Here is a 19,392-nt window from a genome sequence, read left to right as displayed (position 1 = left end):
GCCACCGGACGGAAACAGGAAGCCCCGCCGGTGGCGGGGCTTCCCGTGTTGCCTGGCTGCGCCTTGCGGGCGGCCTTCAGCGCTTCATCGAGCTGAAGAACTCGTCGTTGGACTTGGTGTTCTTCATCTTGTCGAGCATGAACTCCATCGCGCCGATCTCGTCCATCGGGTGCAGGAGCTTGCGCAGGATCCAGATCTTCTGCAGCAGTTCCGGCTCGATCAGCAGGTCCTCGCGGCGGGTGCCGGAGCGGTTGATGTCGATGGCCGGGAACACGCGCTTCTCGGCGATGCGGCGGCTCAGGTGCACCTCGGAGTTGCCGGTGCCCTTGAACTCCTCGTAGATCACCTCGTCCATCTTGCTGCCGGTGTCGATCAGCGCGGTGGCGATGATGGTCAGCGAGCCGCCTTCCTCGACGTTGCGCGCCGCGCCGAAGAAGCGCTTCGGGCGGTGCAGGGCGTTGGCGTCCACGCCGCCGGTCAGGACCTTGCCCGAGGACGGCACCACGTTGTTGTAGGCGCGGGCCAGGCGGGTGATCGAGTCGAGCAGGATCACCACGTCCTTCTTGTGCTCGACCAGGCGCTTGGCGCGCTCGATCACCATCTCGGCGACCTGCACGTGGCGCGCGGCCGGCTCGTCGAAGGTCGAGGAGATGACCTCGCCGCGCACGGTGCGCTGCATCTCGGTCACTTCCTCCGGGCGCTCGTCGATCAGCAGCACGATCAGGTGCACGTCCGGGTGGTTGGTCGTGATCGCGGTGGCGATCTGCTGCATCATCATCGTCTTGCCCGCCTTCGGCTGGGAGACGATCAGCGAGCGCTGGCCCTTGCCCTGCGGGGCCATCAGGTCGAGGATGCGGCCGGTGATGTCCTCGGTCGAGCCGTCGCCGCGCTCCAGCCGGAATCGCCGGCGCGGGAACAGCGGGGTCAGGTTCTCGAACAGGGTCTTGTTCTTGCTCGCCTCCAGCGGCTCGCCGTTGATGGTGTCCACCACCGACAGGGCGAAGTAGCGCTCGCCGTCCTTGGGCCAGCGGATGCGGCCGGACAGGTGGTCGCCGGTACGCAGGTTGAAGCGGCGGATCTGGCTGGGCGAGATGTAGGTGTCGTCCGGGCCGGCCAGGTAGCTGGCCTCGGCGCTGCGCAGGAAGCCGTAGCCGTCCGGCAGGATCTCCAGCACGCCGTCGGCCTGCACGCCCTCGCCGTGGCGGGTGAGCACCTTCAGCAGGGCGAAGATCACGTCCTGCTTGCGCGCGCGGGCCACGCCCTCGTGGATGTTCAGCTGCTCGGCGATCTCCAGCAGCTTGTGTGCGGGCATGCGCTTGAGGTCGCTGAGGGTGTAGGTCGGGAAGCCCTCGGGCACGCTCGGCTGCGGCCGCTGCGGGTTCTGCTGGCCGCCGTTGCCGCCCTCGTCCTGCATGCCGCCTTCCTCGCGGAAGCGCTCGCGCTGGCGTTCGCGGCGGTTGCGGAAGCGCTCGCGGCGGTTGCGGCCGCCGCCCTCGCGCTGCTCGCGCTCGCCGCCGTCGTTGCCGCCCTGGCCGCCGTTGCCGTTCTGGCCGTTCTGGCTCTGCGGCGCGCCCTGCTGGCCGCCACCCTGCGGGGCGGACGGCTGCTGGGCCGGCGCGGACTCGGCCGCCTGCGGCGCGTTCTGGGCGCCGCCCTGCGCGGCCGGGGCCGGGGCCGGGGCGGCAGGCGCCGGAGCGGCAGCGGCCGGCGCCGAGGGCATCGGCAGCGCAGCCTGGACCGGCGGGTTGGCGGGGGTGGATTCGGCGGCGCCGGCAGCGGCGTCGGCGGGCTTGGCCACGCGCTTGCGGGCGCGCTTCTCGGCGGGTGCGTCGTCGCTCCCGGGCGCTTCAGGCTGGGTGTTCTCGGACAAGACTGGAATTCCTCGCTGGCAGATGCGAGCGCCCGGAAGCGGGCGGATGACTCGTGGGTGGGGTGCGCCGGCCTGGCGCGACTTGCGGCGGCAACGTTCCGGCGGGACGGCGGCCGCGCAGCGCGACCGGACCTGCCGACACTAGCACCAGGTTCCTGGCGGCGGCAAGCGCCGCGGGAGGCGGGCGGGGCCTGCGTTCAGGCCCGTGCGGCAGGCGGCCGTGGCCGCCCGCCGCGGCGGCTTCAGGCCGCCAGGGTCTTGTCGATCATCTGGGTCAGCTGGCCCTTGCCGACCGCGCCGACCTGGGTCGCCTGGACCTGGCCGTCCTTGAACAGCAGCAGCATCGGGATCGAGCGCACGTGGTACTTGATCGCCGTGGCCCGGTTCTGGTCGATGTTGACCTTGGCCACCTTCATGCGGCCCTCGTAGGCCTCGGCGAGCTCGTCGATGATCGGCGAGATCATCTTGCACGGGCCGCACCATTCGGCCCAGAAGTCCACCAGGACCGGTTCCTGGGATTGCAGCACGGCGCTGTCGAAATCGGCATCGCCGATATGCATCACCTTGTCGTTCACTTGGGTCTCCGTGGGATTGCGGATGCCCTCCACGCAGGGCGGGGGGCTGCTTGGGTTAAACTGGGGCGTTCCGCGGAGATGTCAAGTGGGCTACACCGTCCCACCGACGGCCGCGCGGCCCGGCGCCGGCGCAGTGTGCGGCGGCCGGGAACGTATTTGCAAGGCCGCCAAAGGCCGCCTGTCCGGCCACGCTGGGCCAGGCCACATGAAGACTGGATGATGAGCGACAAGCCGCTGACCGATGTAACGTTTTCCTCCTTCGACCTGCATCCGGAGCTGCTCGCCGGGCTCGAGTCGGCAGGCTTCACCCGCTGCACCCCGATCCAGGCGCTGACCCTGCCGGTCGCCCTGGCCGGGCGCGACGTCGCCGGCCAGGCCCAGACCGGCACCGGCAAGACCCTGGCCTTCCTGGTCGCGGTGATGAACCGCCTGCTGACCCGCCCGGCCCTGGCCGAGCGCAAGCCGGAGGATCCGCGCGCGCTGATCCTGGCCCCGACCCGCGAGCTGGCGATCCAGATCCACAAGGACGCGGTCAAGTTCGGCTCGCACCTGGGCCTGCGCTTCGCCCTGGTCTACGGCGGCGTGGACTACGACAAGCAGCGTGAGCTGCTGCAGCAGGGCGTGGACGTGATCATCGCCACCCCCGGCCGCCTGATCGACTACGTCAAGCAGCACAAGGTGGTGTCCCTGCATGCCTGCGAGGTGTGCGTGCTGGACGAGGCCGACCGCATGTTCGACCTCGGCTTCATCAAGGACATCCGCTTCCTGCTGCGGCGCATGCCGGTGCGCACCGAGCGCCAGACCCTGCTGTTCTCGGCCACCCTCAGCCACCGCGTGCTGGAGCTGGCCTACGAGCACATGAACGAGCCGGAGAAGCTGGTGGTGGAGGCCGAGACGGTCACCGCCGCGCGCGTGCGCCAGAAGCTCTACTACCCGGCCGACGAGGAGAAGCTGCCGCTGCTGCTGGGCCTGCTGTCGCGCAGCGAGGGCGCCCGCACCATGGTGTTCGTCAACACCAAGGTGTACGTCGAGCGCGTGGCCCGTGCCCTGGAGAAGGCCGGCTACCGCGTGGGCGTGCTGTCCGGCGACGTGCCGCAGAAGAAGCGCGAGACCCTGCTCAACCGCTTCCAGAAGGGCCAGCTGGAGATCCTGGTGGCCACCGACGTGGCCGCCCGCGGCCTGCACATCGACGGCATCAAGTACGTCTACAACTACGACCTGCCGTTCGACGCCGAGGACTACGTCCACCGCATCGGCCGCACCGCGCGCCTGGGCGAGGAGGGCGACGCGATCAGCTTCGCCTGCGAGCGCTACGCGATGAGCCTGCCGGACATCGAGGCCTACATCGAGCAGAAGATCCCGTCCGAGCCGGTCACCCCGGAGCTGCTGACCCCGCTGCCGCGCCCGGAGCGCGTGCGTCCGGAAGGCGAGTCCGCGGAAGAGGGCGAGGAGGAGAGCATCGGCCAGATCTTCCGCGAGGCGCGCGAGCAGCGCGCCGCCGACGAGGAGCGCCGCGGTGGCGGCCGTTCGCGCGCCGGCCGTGGCGGCGCCGGCGCTGGCCGCAGCGGTGGCGAGCGCCGCGAGGGCGGCGAGCGTCGTCCGCGCCGCAAGCCGCAGGTCGAGGCCGCTGCTCCCGCCGCCGCTGGCGAGGCCCAGGCGGCCGCGCCGGAGCGCGCGCCGCGCCAGCAGCCGCCGGTCGAGGGCAACGAGGTCCCGGCCGTGGCCGGCGAGGGCGAGCGCGCCCCGCGCAAGCGCCGTCGCCGCCGTCGCGGCAAGCCGGTCGACGGTGCGGTGCAGGCCGGCGACCAGGCCAATCCGTCCGCGGTGCCGGCGATCCGCCAGTCGGCCCCGTCGGTACGTGGTCCCGTGCCGGCCCAGGAGCCCAAGCGCGAGTCCCTGCTGGGCCGCATCGGCCGCAAGCTGCGTTCGCTGGTCGGCGGCTGATCCGTCGCCCCGCGCGGGCGGCGCTTCGCTGCATCCCGTATCCCCGGTCGTGGCCGCCACGTCCGGGGATACGTGCGTCTGGAGCCACGATTCCTGCCGGCCGTCGCCGTCGCGGTCGCTTCGCCGTGCGCGCCCCCGCATAATCGCGGCATGACCGTCCTGCGATTCGAAAACGTCAGCAAGCAGTACCCCGGGGGGCACCAGGCGCTGGTCGATGTCAGCTTCGGCGTGGACGAGGGCGAGATGCTGTTCGTCACCGGCCATTCCGGCGCCGGCAAGAGCACCCTGCTCAAGCTCATCCACCTGTCCGAACGCCCCACCCGCGGCGCGGTGCTGCTGGGCGAGCGCAACCTGCAGCGCGTGCGTGGCGGCAAGGTCGCCCTGCACCGGCGCCAGGTCGGCGTGGTCTACCAGGACCACCGCCTGCTGACCGACCGCACCGTCGGCGAGAACGTGGCCCTGCCGCTGATCCTGCGCGGCACCCGCCGCGCCGAGATCGGCAAGCGGGTGCGCTCGGTGCTCGAACGCATGGGCCTGGGCCACCGCGAGAAGGCGTTGCCGACCCAGCTGTCGGCCGGCGAGCAGCAGCGCGTGGGCATCGCCCGGGCGATCATCGCCGAGCCGCCGCTGCTGGTGGCCGACGAACCGACCGGCAACCTCGACCCGACCCTCGCCGCGGAGATCATGGCCCTGTTCGCCGGGCTGCCCGAGCGCGGCACCAGCGTGCTGGTGGTCAGCCACGACCTGGCCCTGCTCAAGCGCATGCGCAAGCGGGTGCTGGTGCTGGACCACGGTCGCCTGGTCGACGACATCTCGCCGAAGGACCTGGCCGAATGAGCACCGCGAAGAAGGCGACCGCCCCCTCCGCGCCCTCGCGCCTGCGCGTGTGGTTCGACCAGCACCTGCACAGCCTGGCCTTCAGCGCCGGCCGCGCCGCGGGCAAGCCCTGGGCGACCCTGCTGACCGTGGCGGTCATGGGCCTGGCCCTGGCGCTGCCGCTGGGCCTGTCGATCGTGATGGACAACCTGCGCCACTTCGCCGGCAGCGTGCAGCAGTCGCGCGAGATCAACGTGTTCCTGAAGCAGGACGTGGCCATGCCGGCGGCGTCCATGCTGGCCGGGCAGCTGCGCGGCCGCGCCGGGGTGGCCGCGGTCGAGTTGCGCAGCCCCGAGCAGGGCCTGGCCGAGCTGCGCGAAGCCGGCCTGGGCGAGGCGATCGACGCGCTGGGCGACAACCCGCTGCCGGCGCTGCTGGTGGTCACCCCCGCCGCGGAGGCCGACGAGGCCCGGCTGGCGGCCGAGCTGGAGGCGCTGCCGCAGGCCGACCTGGTGCAGCACGACGCGCTCTGGCGGCAGCGCCTGGATGCCTGGCTGCGCTTCGGCCAGCGCGTGGTCCAGGTGCTGTCGGTGCTGCTGGGCCTGGGCGCGCTGCTGGTGGTCGGCAACACCGTGCGCCTGGACATCCAGTCGCGGCGCGAGGAGATCGGCGTGCTGCAGCTGCTGGGCGCCAGCGACGGCTTCATCCGCCGCCCGTTCCTGTACCTGGGCGCCTGGTACGGCCTGGGCGCCGGGGTGCTCGCGCTGGGCCTGATCGCCGCCGCCGGCGCCGCCCTGGGCGGGCCGCTGGCCGCGCTCAGCCAGAGCTACGGCAGCCGTTTCGCGCTGCAGGGACTGGATGCCTTCCACTCCGCGATGGTATTGGTGGGCACCGTCCTGCTGGGGTGGCTGGGGGCCTGGGCGGTCACCGGCCATTTCCTGCGCCAGACCCGTCCCACGGAGACCTGATGGCCTCGCACGACCTGAAATACCTGATCCGCGACAACCCCAGGGTGATGGTCGCCGATGGTTCCAAGCTGGTACGCAAGCTGATTGCCGACGTGCTGGTGCGCGAACTGCCGGGCGTTGAAGTGGTGGGCTGTTCCAGCATCGAGGAGGCGCGCGAGGCGCTGGAGGCCGGCCCGGTCGACCTGGTGACCACCGCGCTGTCGCTGCCGGACGGCGACGGCATGGAGCTGGCGCGCAGCGTGCGCGCCGCGGCCCAGGCCTACGTGCCGATCATCGTGGTCTCCGGCGACGCCCAGCAGCACCTGGTCGAGCGCCGCTTCACCGAATACGTCACCGACTACTTCGACAAGTCGCTGGGCCACGAGGCCCTGGTCGAGTTCATCCGCGGCTACGTGCAGCCGCAGCCGATCGCCGGCGCGCGCGTGCTCTACATCGAGGACAGCCGGGTGGTGGCCGAGGCCACCAAGCGCATGCTCGAGCGCCAGCAGCTGGAGGTGGTGCACGTGCTCACCGCCGAGGAGGCGTTCGCGCTGCTGACCGCCGAGTCGCTGGGCCGGGTGCCGCGCATCGACCTGGTGCTGACCGACGTGACCCTCAAGGGCGAGCTGAGCGGCCGCGACGTGGTCGAGCGCATCCGCATCGACTTCGACTACGGCAAGCGCCGCCTGCCGGTGCTGGTCATGACCGGCGATGCCAACCGCCACAACCAGTCCGAGCTGCTGCGCGCCGGCGCCAACGACCTGGTGCAGAAGCCGATCGAGGAACGCCTGCTGGTCACCAAGGTGCTGTTCCAGCTGCGCCTGGCGCGGCTGGAAGACCGCTAGCGGCGCGCCGCGCGGCAGGAGATGCAGTCCCCCATGGCCGACGAACCCGTCATCCGCCTCGAGCCGTCCTGGAAGGCGCGCATCGGCGACTGGCTGCTGCGCCCGGAGATGCGCGAGCTGTCGGCGTTCCTGCGCCAGCGCAAGGCCGCCGGGGTGCAGGTGTATCCGCCCGGGCCACGCCTGTTCGCCGCGTTCGACGCCACCCCGTTCGACCAGGTCAAGGTGGTGATCCTGGGCCAGGATCCGTACCACGGCCCGGGCCAGGCCCATGGCCTGTGCTTCTCGGTGCTGCCGGGGGTGCCGGTGCCGCCGTCGCTGGAGAACATCTTCAAGGAGATCGGCGACGAGCTGGGGCTGCCGCGCCCGGACCACGGCTGCCTGCTGCCCTGGGCGCGGCGCGGGGTGCTGCTGCTCAACGCCGTGCTGTCGGTGGAACAGGGCCGTGCCGGCTCGCACCAGGGCAAGGGCTGGGAAGGCTTCACCGACCACGCCATCGAGACCCTGGCGCGCGAGCGCGAGGGCCTGGTGTTCATGCTCTGGGGCAGCTACGCCCAGGCCAAGGGCCGGATCATCGATTCCCGCCGCCACCGGGTGCTGAAGGCCCCGCACCCCTCGCCGCTGTCGGCCTATCGCGGCTTCTTCGGCTGCGGCCACTTCGCCGCGGCCAACGAGTACCTGGTCCGCCGCGGCCAGGCACCGGTGGACTGGTCGCTGCCGCCGCGGGCCGAGGTCGAGGTCATGCTGCGGGCCGAAAAGTCATGGGTAGAACAATAAGTATTCCATTGGCGGGTTTATCCCGCCGGTGAAAGCAATCATGCTGGCCGCCATCCGGAGCCCCGCTTTCCCCGCGGGGCATCCCCACGAGGCCGCCATGCACCATCTATATGCACTGCTCGCGCGCATCGCCCTGGCCCTGGTGCTGGGCGGCGAGGCCTGGGCCATGCTGGCCGATGCCGGCGCCCTGGCGGGGCTGGCCGGCCTGGCTGCCGCCTTGGCGCTGCTGGCCGGCGCCTGGACCCGGCCGGCGGCGCTGGCGCTGGCCGTCCTCGTGCTGGCGCCGGCCCTGGGCGTGCCCGCCCCGGGCGAACCGCAACAGGTGATCGAGCTGGCGCGCAGCCTGTTCCTGGGCGGCGGCCTGGTGCTGCTGGCGGCGCACGGCGCCGGCGATTTCAGCTTCGATGCCTGGCGCCGCGCCCGCGCCAGCCAGGCCCATCCTTCCCGCCTGCACCCCGGAGGTGCCCATTGATCACCCTGCGCCCGGCCCGCGAACGCGGCCACGCCAACCACGGTTGGCTGGACTCCTGGCACAGCTTCTCCTTCGCCGGCTATTTCGACCCCGAGCACGTGCACTGGGGCCCGCTGCGGGTGATCAACGAGGACCGGGTCGCCGGCGGCCAGGGCTTCGGCACCCACGGCCACCGCGACATGGAGATCATCAGCTACGTGCTGGAGGGCGCGCTGGCGCATCGCGACTCGATGGGCAACGTCGAGCGCATCCTCCCGGGCGAGGTCCAGCGCATGAGCGCCGGCACCGGGGTCACCCACTCCGAGTTCAACCCGGACCCGGAGCGGACCACCCACTTCCTGCAGATCTGGATCCTGCCCGAGCGCACCGGGATCGCCCCCGGCTACGAGCAGAAGCGCTTCGCCCCGGAGGAGAAGCGTGGCCGCCTGCGCCTGCTGGTGTCCCCGGACGGGGCCGAAGGCTCGCTGCGCATGCACCAGGACGCGCGCCTGTACGCGGGCCTGTTCGACGGCGCCGAGCAGGCGCGGCTGGCCCTGGCCCCCGGGCGGCTGGCCTACGTCCACCTGCTTCGCGGCGCCGCCACCGTCAATGGCCAGCGCCTGGTCGCCGGCGACGCCCTGCGCTACCGCGACGAGGCGGAGGTCCGGATCGAGGCCGGCGAGGGCGCCGAGGTCCTGGTGTTCGACCTGCCACCGCTGCCGTCGGAGTGAGACCGGGGTCGCATCCGGGGAACTCACGGCCCCGTGGCGGAGTCTGGGGCATGCTTCCCGGCTCGTCCAAGTGCCTGTTTTCCTTGCGATTCGCTGAACGGAATCGTTCCACCACCGCAATGCTGGGGAACCAGTCCCGGCGTTAGCAGTCCAACCCCCCGATTGCTAAGATGCCTGCCATGACCCAGACCATCCGTTCCACCGCGCTCGTCGCCAACAACCTGCCGGTTCCCAGCCCGCTCGGCTCGCTCGACGCCTACATCAGCGCCGTGCACCAGATCCCGGTGCTGAGCGTGGAGCAGGAACAGGCGCTGGCGCGCCGCTACCGCGACCAGAACGACCTGGATGCCGCGCGCGAACTGGTGCATTCGCACCTGCGCTTCGTGGTGCACGTCGCCCGCGGCTACAACGGCTATGGCCTGCAGCTGGGCGACCTGATCCAGGAAGGCAACATCGGCCTGATGAAGGCGGTCAAGCGCTTCGACCCCGACCTGGGCGTGCGCCTGGTCAGCTTCGCCGTGCACTGGATCCGCGCCGAGATCCACGAGTTCATCCTCAAGAACTGGCGCATCGTGAAGGTCGCCACGACCAAGGCCCAGCGCAAGCTGTTCTTCAACCTGCGCAAGGCCAAGACCCGCCTGGGCTGGATGAACGCCGCCGAGGTCAGCGCGGTGGCGAAGGACCTCAACGTCTCCGAGCGCGAGGTGCTGGAGATGGAGGCGCGCCTGTCCGGCCGCGACATCGGCTTCGACGCGCCCGTCGACGAGGACGAGGACCACGCCCTGCCGTCGCCGGCCGCCTACCTGGTGGCGCACGACGAGGATCCCTCGCAGGCCTACGAGCGCGAGGACAGCGAAGGCCACCAGCTGGAACTGCTGCGCGAGGGCCTGGCCAACCTCGACGCGCGTTCGCGCGACATCATCGCCCGCCGCTGGCTGGACGACGAGAACAAGGTGACCCTGCAGGAGCTGGCCGACGAGTACGGCGTGTCCGCCGAGCGCATCCGCCAGATCGAGGCCAACGCCATGAAGAAGATGCGCGCGCTGCTGGCGGCCTGAAGCCGCCAACCAGCGCGCCACGCCGACGGCCCGGGTTTCCCCGGGCCGTTTTGTTTGCGCGGCGCCGGCATGACACCGCCGCCGGCCGCTGCGATGCTTCCCCTGGATCCCGGGACCTGACACGCCGTGAGCCTGCTCCTGCTGCTGTTCGACCTGCTCGGCACCTTCGTGTTCGCCCTCAGCGGCGGCACCCTCGCGGTGCGCTACCGCCTGGACGTGTTCGGCGTGCTGGTGCTGTCCTGCGCCGCGGCGGTGTCCGGCGGCCTGGCGCGCGACGTGTTGATTGGCGCACAGCCACCGGCGGCGCTGGCCGACTGGCGCTACCTGGCCGTGGCGATGCTTGCCGGCGTGGTGACGTTCTACCGCCACCAGGCCATCGAGCGCATGCGCAACCCGGTGCAGGTGTTCGATGGCGCCGGCCTGGCCCTGTTCGCGGTGCTGGGTACCAGCAAGGCACTGGACTACGGGCTCTCGCCATTTGCCGCGACCCTGCTGGGCATGCTCAGCGGCATCGGCGGCGGCGTGGCCCGCGACGTGCTGGTGGCGCGCATCCCGGTGGTGCTCAAGGCCGAGCTGTACGCGGTGGCGGCCCTGGCCGGCGGCGGCGTGGTCGCGCTGGCCGATGTGTTCGACCTGCCGCGTACGCCGGCGATGGCGGTGGGCGCGCTGGTCTGCTTCGGCCTGCGCTACATGGCCATCCGCCACGGCTGGCATCTGCCGGCGGCGCACCTGCCCGACGACCGCGGCTGAGGAGGAACGCTACGGCGGCGGTGGCGCGCCGGGTTCGCCGCCAGGCTCGCGGCCGAGGATGATCCGCGCCGCGCGCTGGTGGCTCCAGTAGGCCCAGGCCCAGTTGAGCAGCACCACCAGGCGGTTGCGGAAGCCGATCAGGAAGAACACGTGCGCGGCCAGCCAGAACCACCAGGCCAGCACGCCCGACAGCCGCAGGCCGTGGATGTCGACTACCGCGGCCATGCGCCCGATCGTGGCCAGGTTGCCGAAGTCGCGGTAGCGGAACGGCCGCGCGGGCACGCCCTGCAGCCGCGCCTGGATCGCGCGGGCGACATGCCGGCCCATCTGCTTGGCCGCCGGCGCCACGCCCGGTACCGGCGAACCGTCGGCCTGTTTCACCGCGGCCAGGTCGCCGGCCACGAAGATCTCCGGATGGCCCGGTACCGACAGGTCCGGCCCGACCGGCACGCGCCCGGCGCGATCCAGCGGCACGCCCAGCGAGCGCGCCAGCGGCGAAGCGGCCACGCCGGCGGCCCAGACGATGGTGCGTGAACGCACGTAGGTGTCGCCCAGCCGGTAGCCGCCGGCGTCGATACCGGTCACCGGCACGCCGGTGCTGACTTCCACGCCCAGCTTCTCCAGCTGGCGCCGCGCCTTCTGCGAAAGCGCCTCGGGGAAAGAGGCGAGCACGCGCGGTCCGGCCTCGATCAGGCGCACGCGCGCGCTGGCCGGATCGATGTTGCGGAACTGGTCGCGCAGGGTATGGCGCGCGATCTCGGCCAGGGTGCCGGCCAGCTCCACCCCGGTCGGCCCTCCGCCGACGATGGCGAATTCCAGCCAGGCCGCGCGCTCGGCCGGATCGTCGCAGGCCTCGGCGCGCTCGAACGCCAGCAGCAGCTTGCGCCGCAGTTCCAGCGCATCGTCCAGCGACTTCAGGCCCGGCGCGTGCCTGGCCCACTGTTCGTTGCCGAAGTAGGCGTGGGTCGCGCCGGTGGCCAGCAGCAGGTAGTCGTATTGCAACCGGGTTCCATCGGCGAGGGCGACGCAGCGCGCCTGCGGATCGATCGCGTTGGCCTCGGCCAGGCGGATCTCCACGTTGCGCTGGCGGCGCAGGATATGGCGCAGCGGCGCGGCGATATCCGGTGCCGAGAGTCCCGCCGTCGCCACCTGGTACAGCAGCGGCTGGAACAGGTGGTGGTTGCTGCGGTCGACCAGGGTGATGCGCAGCGGCGCCCGGGCCAGCGCGCGGGTGGCCCAGAGCCCGGCGAAGCCGCCTCCGATCACGACCAGATGGGGGCGATCGGGAGGGGCTGCGCTCATGGGGGCTCCGGTGGGGTGGGCCGTCAGGCGGGATCCTGGTCGATGCGCGAATGCCGCCGGGTATCGGGCATCCACAGGTACACCAGCAGCGAGCATGCAATGCAGGCGGTGACGTACCAGTAGAAGCCGCGCTCGATGCCGTGCTGCTTGAACCACAGGGCGATGTATTCGGCGCTGCCGCCGAAGATCGCCACGGTCAGCGCGTAGGGCAGGCCCACGCCCAGGGCGCGGACCTCCACCGGGAACAGCTCGGCCTTCACCACCGCATTGATCGCGGTGTAGCCGCTGACCACCGCCAGCGCCAGCAGTACCAGCCAGAACGCCTCGCCGGCGGTCTGCACCGTCTGCAGGCGGTCGAGGATCGGCACGGTGAGCAGGGTGCCGAGCACGCCGAAGGCGATCAGCACCGGGCGCCGGCCGATGCGGTCGGACAGCGCGCCCACCAGCGGCTGCAGCAGCATGTACGCGAACAGCGTGCCGGCGTTGACCCGCGCCGCGCTCTCGCTGGAAAGCCCGGCGCTGTTGACCAGGAACTTGTGCACGTAGGTCGTGTACGTATAGAAGGCCAGGGTGCCGCCCATGGTCAGGCCGACCACGCTCAGCAGCGCACGCGGGTGCCGCAGCAGCAGGCGCAGCGTGCCCTGGCGGCGCTGGTGCGCCGGCGAGCCGTCGGCCTCGCTGCGCACGAACGACTCGGTCTCGAGCATGGTCCGCCGCAGCCATAGCGCCGCCAGCGCGGCCAGGGCACCGATCGCGAACGGGATGCGCCAGCCCCAGGCGCGCAGCTGCTCCGCGTCGAGCAGCTGCTGCAGGGAAAGCAGCACGCCCAGTGCCAGCAGGTGGCCCAGCACCAGGGTCACGTACTGGAAGCTGGACCAGAAGCCGCGGTGCTCGCGGCTGGCCATCTCGCTGAGGTAGGTGGCCGAGGTGCCATACTCGCCGCCGACCGAAAGGCCCTGAAGCAGCCGCGCCAGCACCAGCAGCACCGGCGCGGCGATGCCGATGCTGGCGTAGCCGGGGGTCAGCGCGATCAGCAGCGAGCCGCTGCACATCATCCATACCGAAAGCAGCAGCGCGGCCTTGCGCCCGTGGCGGTCGGCGTAGCGTCCCAGCAGCCAGCCGCCCAGCGGCCGCATCAGGAAGCCGACCGCGAAGATCGCCGCGGTCTTCAGCAGCTGGCTGGTGCGGTCGCCGCCGGGGAAGAACACCTCGGCGAAGTACAGCGAGAACGCCGCGTAGACGTACCAGTCGTACCACTCCACCAGGTTGCCGACCGAGCCGCTGAAGATGCTGCGCAGGCGCCGGGCGGGGGTGAGTTCGCGGGTCGCGGCCATGGGCGGATGATGGCACGGCGGGCGCCGCGTTGGCGGCGCGGCGATCCCCCCTGTGCCAGACTGCCGCCGGTCCACATCGAGGCGTCGCCATGGCCGAACCGGAAAAACGCATTGCCCTGCTGATCGACGCCGACAACGCGCCGGCCTCGAAGATCGACCTGGTCCTGGCCGAGGTGGCGCGCCACGGCGTGGCCAACGTGCGCCGCGCCTACGGCAACTGGAAGAGCCCCAACCTCAAAAGCTGGGAAGCGGTGCTGCACGAGTACGCGATCCGGCCGATCCAGCAGTTCGCCTATTCCAGCGGCAAGAACGCCTCGGACATGGCCATGGTGATCGACGCCATGGACCTGCTGTACGCGCGCAACCTCGACGGCTTCGCCATCGTCTCCAGCGATGCCGACTTCACCCCGCTGGTGATGCGCCTGCTGACCGACGGCATGAAGGTCTACGGCTTCGGCGAGAAGAAGACGCCGATGCCCTTCGTCAACGCCTGCTCAAAGTTCACCTACGTCGAGGCCCTGGGCACGCCGGCCGCCGACAACGGCCAGGCCAGCACCACCGCGCCGAAGGACCCGCAGGAACTGCGCAACGACGCGCGCCTGGTGCAGATGCTGCGCAGCGCGGTGGATGCCGGCAGTGGCGACGACGGCTGGACCCGGCTGGACGTGGTCGGCAGCCAGATCGGCAACCAGGCCTCGTTCGACCCGCGCAACTACGGCTACCGCAAGCTCTCGGACCTGGTGAAGGCCACCGGCCTGTTCGAGATGCGCGAGGAGGGCAAGACCCTGTGGGTGCGCGACAAGCCCCGCCGCCGGGCCCCGGCCCGGAAGAAGGCCGGCTGAGCCGGCGCCGCGCTCAGTACAGGTCCACCGGGTCCACGTCCAGCGACCAGCGTGCGCGACGCGCTTCCGGCAGCGCATACAGCGCCGGCAGCGCGGCATCCAGGCAGGCATGCAGGGCGCCGCGCCGCGCCGAGGACACCAGCAGCTGCATGCGGTAATGGCCGGCGCGGCGCGCCATCGGCGCGGTGATCGGACCGTGCAGCTCGACCTCCGGGGCCTTGCCGCCGGCGAACGCGGCGTCCTCCAGCACGTGCCGCGCCGCGCGCAGGAACGCGCTGGCGGCCTCGACCTGGCCGGCCTCGGCGCGCAGCATCGCCAGGTGCGCATAGGGCGGGAACGCCGCGGCCTCGCGCTGGACCAGCTCGGCCGCGGCGAAGGATTCGTAGCCGCCGTTGATCAGCGCGTGCAGCAGCGGATGGTCGGGGTGGTGGGTCTGCCACCACACCTCGCCGGGCTTGCGCGCACGGCCCGCGCGGCCGGCGACCTGCACCAGCAGCTGGGCCAGCTTCTCGCCGCCGCGGAAGTCGGAGGAGAACAGGCCCTCGTCCACGCCGACCACCACCACCCGGGTGAGGTTGGGCAGGTCGTGGCCCTTGGCCAGGATCTGGGTGCCGACCAGGATGCCGGGCTTGTCGCCCAGTTCGGCCAGCAGCTTCTGCAGGCCGTCGCGGCGCGCGGTGGTGCCGCGGTCGATGCGCAGCACCGGCCAGCCGGCGAAGCGTTCGGCCAGCAGCTCCTCCAGGCGCTCGGTGCCCACGCCCTGCGGCTGCAGCGCCAGGCTGGCGCAGTCCGGGCAGGCCAGCGCGCGCGACTGGCGGTGGCCGCAGTGGTGGCAGACCAGGCGCCCGCCGCCGGCGTGCACGGTCATTGGCGTGGACTGCACCTCGGTACTGCAGCGCGGGCAGTGCGCGCTCCAGCCGCAGTCGTGGCACAGCAGCACCGGGGCGTAGCCGCGACGGTTCTTGAATACCAGCACCTGGCCGCCGTCCTTGAGCGCGGCCTCGACCATCTGCAGGGTCTCCGGCGCCAGCCCGGCCTGCAGCGGGCGCTTGCGCACGTCGAGGATGCGCACGGCCGGCGGGCGCGCATCGCCGGCGCGGCGGCGCAGGCGCAGGTAGCCGTAGCGGCCGGCGCAGGCGTTGTGCAGGGTTTCCAGCGAGGGCGTGGCGCTGCCCAGCAGCACCGGCACGTCCAGTGCCTTGCCGCGCACCAGGGCGAAGTCGCGGGCGTGGTAGCGGATACCGTCCTGCTGCTTGTAGCTGCCGTCGTGTTCCTCGTCGACCACGATCAGCCCGGCCTCCGGCAGCGGGGTGAACACCGCCGAGCGGGTGCCGACGATCACCCGCGCCTCGCCGCGCCAGGCCGCCGCCCATACCCGCGCGCGCTCGCCATCGGCCAGGCCCGAGTGCAGCGCGTGCACCGGCACGCCCAGGCGGGCGCGGAAGCGGGCCAGGGTCTGCGGGGTCAGGCCGATTTCCGGGACCAGCACCAGCGCCTGGCGGCCGCGGGCCAGGCATTCGGCGATGGCGTGCAGGTAGACCTCGGTCTTGCCGCTGCCGGTCACGCCTTCCAGCAGCACCGGGCTGAAGCCGCGCGCGGCCCGCAGGGTGGAGATCGCCTCGGCCTGCTCGGGGTTGGGCTCCGGGCCGGGCTGCGGCGCCGGGGCCATGGCGCTGGCCGGTACCGCGACCCGTTCCACCAGGCCGCGCTTGAGCAGCCCGCGCGCGGCCTCGCGCCAGCCGTCGATCTCCAGTGCCAGGCGGTCCTCGTCCACCGGGCCGTCCTGCAGCAGGGCGGCCAGCCGTTGCGGGCGGGTGCCGCGGCGCAGGCCGGCACTGGCGGTGCGCCCGGCCTCGGTCAGCTGCCAGGCCCAGGCATGGGTGTCCGGCAGCGGCTCGCCGCTGCGCAGCGCGCTGGGCAGGGCGGTGGCCAGGACCTCCCCCAGCGGGGCATGGGTGTAGCGCGCCAGCCAGCGCAGGGAGTCCAGTAACTCGCCCTGCAGCAGCGGCTCGGGGTCGAGCACGGCCAGGGCCTGGCGCAGGCCGTCGCCGACCTCGGCCGGCCCGACCGCGGCCACCACCCCGACCAGCTCGCGCTGGCCGAACGGCACCCGTACCCGCCGGCCCACGTCGCCGGCGCCGGCGACCGTTCCCGCCGGGGGCAGGTAGTCGAACAGGCGCGGCAGGGGTACCGGCAAGGCGACCCGGAGGCAGTCTGCCGTGGGAGCGGGGAGGGACATGGCGGAAGTCTAAGCGGCCGGGCCGGGTCCCGGTTTGCTGCCCTGCGGCGGATTGCTAGCGTTACCTTTCTAAAGGCTACGTAACTCACCGCCCTGACAGGGGAAACGCCGTTATCCACACGAGCTGTGGATAACCTTGTGCATGAGGCTCTGGCTTCACGCCGCAAATGCGGCCAGAACGGGCACTCGCTCAGGTTGGTCAAAAAAACGCCATCTGAAAAAGTGCTTGTAAATCATGGGTTTGGCCGTGGAACAAAGGTGAAGGTTTGCGGTGCGTCATATCGCCTTGACACGCAAGCCTGTGCGCGCTTGCGCTGTGCACAACCGATCCGGCGCAGGCCGCATAAACACTGGGGGGAGCGCCTGATCGGGCATCCGTCAAGGCGCCATGGCGCGGCCGGGGCGCATATCATCGCGGGCCTGTCGACGCTCCACGGGATCAGAATTGCACCCCCACACCGACGTACCGCCGGCGCTGGCCGCCTTTCTCCGGGGCAGCGAACGCCGCGCATGGGTGTTCCTGTGGCTGCAGGGCGGTGACCCGGACGCGGCCGACCACGCCCTGGCCGGTGCCAGCCGCACGTTTAAGGCCGAGGCCGGGCAGTTGCCGATGGCCGAGTGGCCCGCCCGCTTCTGGCGCTTGCTGGCGACCTGCCCGCTGGAAGCCGGCCCCGGCCACTGGCCGGGTGAACTGGAGGTGCTGGCCGGCCCGGCCCCGGCCGACCGCCGCGCCCTGCTGCTGCGCCTGGCCGGCGGCCTGGACGAGGAGCCGGCCGCCGACGCGCTGGGCATCCCGCTGGAGACCTATCGCGAGCGCCTGGCCGCGGCCTGCCCGCGCGATGCCGCCGGCGAGGTGGACGTGGCCGCCTGGCACCGCCTGGCCCAGGCCATCCAGCACGCCGCGCGCGAACTGCCGGAGAGCCGGCTGGAGCGCATCGCCGCCCTGCGCCAGACCGCGCTCGCCGGCGCGGGCAGCCCGGAGGCCCCGGCCGCCGCGTCGCCCGAGCGCCCGGCGCCGCGGCGTGCCCGGCGTCGGTCGCGGTGGTGGCCGGCGCTGCTGCTCGTGCTGCTGGCCCTGCTGGCCGGTGCCGCGCTGTGGTGGTGGCGACAGCCGGGATCGCCGTTGCCGCCGGCCGCGGACGCCGACGGCGGGCCCGCGGTGGATGACCTGCGGGTGCACGATCCCGGCCCGATCCTGGTCGAACCGCTGCCGGATCCCGGGCCGCCGGCGGTGCCGGCCGAGCCGATGCCGCGGCCGCTGGAGGAACTGCCGGCCGACCCGGTGGTCGCGGACCTGGCGCTGCTGGCCTGGTATGCCGCCGGTGCGCCGGAGTCGCGGATCGAGCGCGAGGAGGACGGGCTGGCGCCGGTGCAGGCGCCGACCGCGCCGGAAGGCGGGCCGCCGCCGCAGCAGGCCTGGACCGGGCTGCCAGCGCACGAGCAGGCGCGGCTGCGCGAGGCCGGCGCGCGCTTCCTGTCCCTGCCGCCGGACGAGCAGCAGCGGCTGCGGCAACGCTTCGCCGCGCTGGACGGCATGGAACGCCGCGGCTGGCTGTTCGGCCCGGAGCTGGGCAACGACTGGCCGCGGCTGCAGCCGTGGCTGGGCTACGTGCCGGAGGAGGAACGCGCGCGGCTGCTGCAGGTCCTGCGCGGCATGGACGGGGCGCAGCGCGCGCAGCTGGCCGAGGTGCTGCGGCGGCAGTCCCCGGCCGGCCGGATCGAGCTGCGCCGCGAGTTGCTGGCGTTGCCGCCGGCGCGGAGCGGCTCCTGGCTGGAGGAGGCGGCGCGGCGCTGAGCGCTACAGCCGCACCAGGCTCAGCAGCAGCACCACGACCGCCGCCAACAGCATCATCACCGAGTAGACCGTGCCGATCGCGCCGAAGCGCAGCAGGGTCGCCACCCAGCCGTCGCCGTAGACCCGCTTCTGCATCAGCAGCAGGTAGGTCGGCATCCACAGCCACAGCGCCAGCGCGACCATGCCCATGCCGGCGGCCACCAGCGGCACGAAGGTGCTGGTCCAGTCCGCCAGCAGCGACAGCAGCATCTCCCCGAGCAGGGCCAGGCACAGGAAGGCGTGGCTGTAGAGCGCCACCACCAGGTGCTCCAGGTACACCCGGCCGCTGCCGAGGTAGGCCAGCTTCAGCAGCAGCGCGAACACCGGTACCAGCAGGAACAGCGCGGTGGGCACGCTGCCGAGGAAGGCGTTGGTCAGCAGGTCCGGATCATCCTGCAGGCGCTCGGCGTTGCGCGCCATGCGCGCGCCGATCCGCTCGATCCAGGTGCTTGGCTCGCGCCGGGTTTCGGCCTGCGGCGTGGCCTGGGCCGGGCGCGGCGCGGGCGTGCCGCCGAGCGCCCGCACCCGCGCGTCGGCCTGCGCGTGCAGCCCGGCGATGGTGCGGTCCATGCCGACCCGCGCCGGCTCCAGGTAGGGCGGCAGCGCCTCGCGCGCCTCCTCCAGGTCGGCCACGCGCTGGCTGCGGATGCGCTCGACTTCCTCCACCGTGGTGGCTTCCTCCAGCGAGCGGTCGATCGCCTCCACCGACAGGTTCGGGCCCTGGCCGTCCGGCTCGTCGCCCAGGTGGATCACCAGGCGGCCGACGAAGAAGGTCAGCACGCACAGCACCACGAACAGCCGCATCGGCGCCACGTAGGGCGCGCGCCGGCCCTGCAGGTAGTCCAGCGCCAGGCGCCCGGGCACCAGCAGCCGGCGCAGGGTCAGGAAGATGCGCCCGTCCAGGTGCCAGAACGATTCGAACACCTCCTCCACGGCATGGGCGAAGCTGCGCACCGGGTTGTGCGCGTGCTGGCCGCAGTGGTGGCAGTACTCGCCGTGGAGCTCGGTGGAACAGTTGGCGCAGGCGCGCGGATGGCCTTCGTGCACGGCGTGGTGGCGTGGCGTGGGGAGGGGTAACAT

General features: G+C 72.2%; 17 protein-coding genes. 11 read left to right on the top strand and 6 right to left on the bottom strand.

Annotation, left to right across the window (positions count from 1 at the left end):
• Positions 1-76: 76 nt before the first annotated feature.
• Both rho and trxA read right to left on the bottom strand, forming a co-directional pair.
• Positions 77-1,870, bottom strand: a complete 1,794-nt coding sequence (rho, locus tag PSEJ31_RS0108180) for a transcription termination factor Rho (protein ID WP_028915179.1) — start codon at positions 1,868-1,870, stop codon at positions 77-79.
• A gap of 242 nt (positions 1,871-2,112) precedes the next feature.
• Positions 2,113-2,445 (bottom strand): thioredoxin TrxA, encoded by a 333-nt coding sequence (gene trxA, locus PSEJ31_RS0108175; protein ID WP_019397840.1) that lies wholly within the window; start codon positions 2,443-2,445, stop codon positions 2,113-2,115.
• Positions 2,446-2,664: 219 nt separating this feature from the next.
• Here trxA and rhlB point away from each other — a divergent pair, with 219 nt between their 5' ends.
• From rhlB to PSEJ31_RS0108130, 9 genes are all read left to right on the top strand, one after another.
• Positions 2,665-4,389 carry an ATP-dependent RNA helicase RhlB gene (gene rhlB / locus PSEJ31_RS0108170; RefSeq protein ID WP_028915178.1) on the top strand — a complete coding sequence of 575 codons (1,725 nt, stop codon included), beginning with the start codon at positions 2,665-2,667 and terminating at the stop codon, positions 4,387-4,389.
• Positions 4,390-4,539: 150 nt separating this feature from the next.
• Positions 4,540-5,226, top strand: a complete 687-nt coding sequence (gene ftsE / locus PSEJ31_RS0108165; protein ID WP_028915177.1) for a cell division ATP-binding protein FtsE — start codon at positions 4,540-4,542, stop codon at positions 5,224-5,226.
• Complete coding sequence (gene ftsX / locus PSEJ31_RS0108160; RefSeq protein WP_019397308.1) at positions 5,223-6,173, top strand: permease-like cell division protein FtsX; 951 nt, start codon at positions 5,223-5,225, stop codon at positions 6,171-6,173. The genes ftsE and ftsX overlap by 4 nt, the downstream gene beginning before the upstream one ends.
• Positions 6,173-6,997: a response regulator gene (locus tag PSEJ31_RS0108155; RefSeq protein ID WP_019397307.1), complete on the top strand. Its 825-nt coding sequence runs from the start codon at positions 6,173-6,175 to the stop codon at positions 6,995-6,997. The genes ftsX and PSEJ31_RS0108155 overlap by 1 nt, the downstream gene beginning before the upstream one ends.
• Positions 6,998-7,030: 33 nt before the next feature.
• Positions 7,031-7,771 (top strand): uracil-DNA glycosylase, encoded by a 741-nt coding sequence (ung, locus tag PSEJ31_RS0108150; RefSeq protein ID WP_028915176.1) that lies wholly within the window; start codon positions 7,031-7,033, stop codon positions 7,769-7,771.
• Between the two features lie 97 nt (positions 7,772-7,868).
• Entirely contained in the window at positions 7,869-8,243 is a 375-nt protein-coding gene (locus PSEJ31_RS0108145; protein ID WP_019397305.1) for a hypothetical protein, read from the top strand.
• Positions 8,240-8,953: a pirin family protein gene (locus PSEJ31_RS0108140; protein ID WP_028915175.1), complete on the top strand. Its 714-nt coding sequence runs from the start codon at positions 8,240-8,242 to the stop codon at positions 8,951-8,953. Before PSEJ31_RS0108145 ends, PSEJ31_RS0108140 begins: the two co-directional genes overlap by 4 nt.
• 179 nt (positions 8,954-9,132) lie before the next feature.
• The gene (gene rpoH / locus PSEJ31_RS0108135; protein WP_019397303.1) at positions 9,133-10,011 is read left to right on the top strand and encodes an RNA polymerase sigma factor RpoH; all 879 of its coding nucleotides are present in this window, start codon (positions 9,133-9,135) and stop codon (positions 10,009-10,011) included.
• 126 nt (positions 10,012-10,137) lie between these two features.
• Positions 10,138-10,761 (top strand): trimeric intracellular cation channel family protein, encoded by a 624-nt coding sequence (locus PSEJ31_RS0108130; RefSeq protein WP_019397302.1) that lies wholly within the window; start codon positions 10,138-10,140, stop codon positions 10,759-10,761.
• 9 nt (positions 10,762-10,770) lie between these two features.
• Here the strand turns inward: PSEJ31_RS0108130 and PSEJ31_RS0108125 are convergent, their stop codons facing one another.
• Positions 10,771-12,063, bottom strand: coding sequence for an NAD(P)/FAD-dependent oxidoreductase (locus PSEJ31_RS0108125; RefSeq protein WP_026010226.1), 1,293 nt, complete (start codon positions 12,061-12,063; stop codon positions 10,771-10,773).
• A 23-nt stretch (positions 12,064-12,086) separates the two neighbouring features.
• Complete coding sequence (locus tag PSEJ31_RS0108120; protein WP_028915174.1) at positions 12,087-13,397, bottom strand: MFS transporter; 1,311 nt, start codon at positions 13,395-13,397, stop codon at positions 12,087-12,089.
• Between the two features lie 89 nt (positions 13,398-13,486).
• Between PSEJ31_RS0108120 and PSEJ31_RS0108115 the strand changes: the two genes are divergently transcribed.
• Positions 13,487-14,239, top strand: a complete 753-nt coding sequence (locus PSEJ31_RS0108115; RefSeq protein WP_019397299.1) for an NYN domain-containing protein — start codon at positions 13,487-13,489, stop codon at positions 14,237-14,239.
• A gap of 13 nt (positions 14,240-14,252) precedes the next feature.
• Here PSEJ31_RS0108115 and PSEJ31_RS0108110 read toward each other — a convergent pair whose 3' ends face one another.
• Complete coding sequence (locus PSEJ31_RS0108110) at positions 14,253-16,478, bottom strand: primosomal protein N' (protein ID WP_028915173.1); 2,226 nt, start codon at positions 16,476-16,478, stop codon at positions 14,253-14,255.
• Positions 16,479-16,923: 445 nt separating this feature from the next.
• On the opposite strand from PSEJ31_RS0108110, the gene PSEJ31_RS17250 reads away from it, so the two are divergent.
• Positions 16,924-18,273, top strand: a complete 1,350-nt coding sequence (locus tag PSEJ31_RS17250) for a hypothetical protein (RefSeq protein WP_232211002.1) — start codon at positions 16,924-16,926, stop codon at positions 18,271-18,273.
• Positions 18,274-18,276: 3 nt separating this feature from the next.
• Here the strand turns inward: PSEJ31_RS17250 and PSEJ31_RS17355 are convergent, their stop codons facing one another.
• On the bottom strand, positions 18,277-19,392 hold the full coding sequence (locus PSEJ31_RS17355) for a DUF3667 domain-containing protein (RefSeq protein WP_261793090.1): 1,116 nt from the start codon (positions 19,390-19,392) through the stop codon (positions 18,277-18,279).

This window comes from Pseudoxanthomonas sp. J31 (genome assembly GCF_000510725.1).
In the GTDB taxonomy this organism is placed as follows: Bacteria; Pseudomonadota; Gammaproteobacteria; order Xanthomonadales; family Xanthomonadaceae; genus Pseudoxanthomonas.
This window is presented reverse-complemented; position numbering and strand designations above follow the sequence as displayed.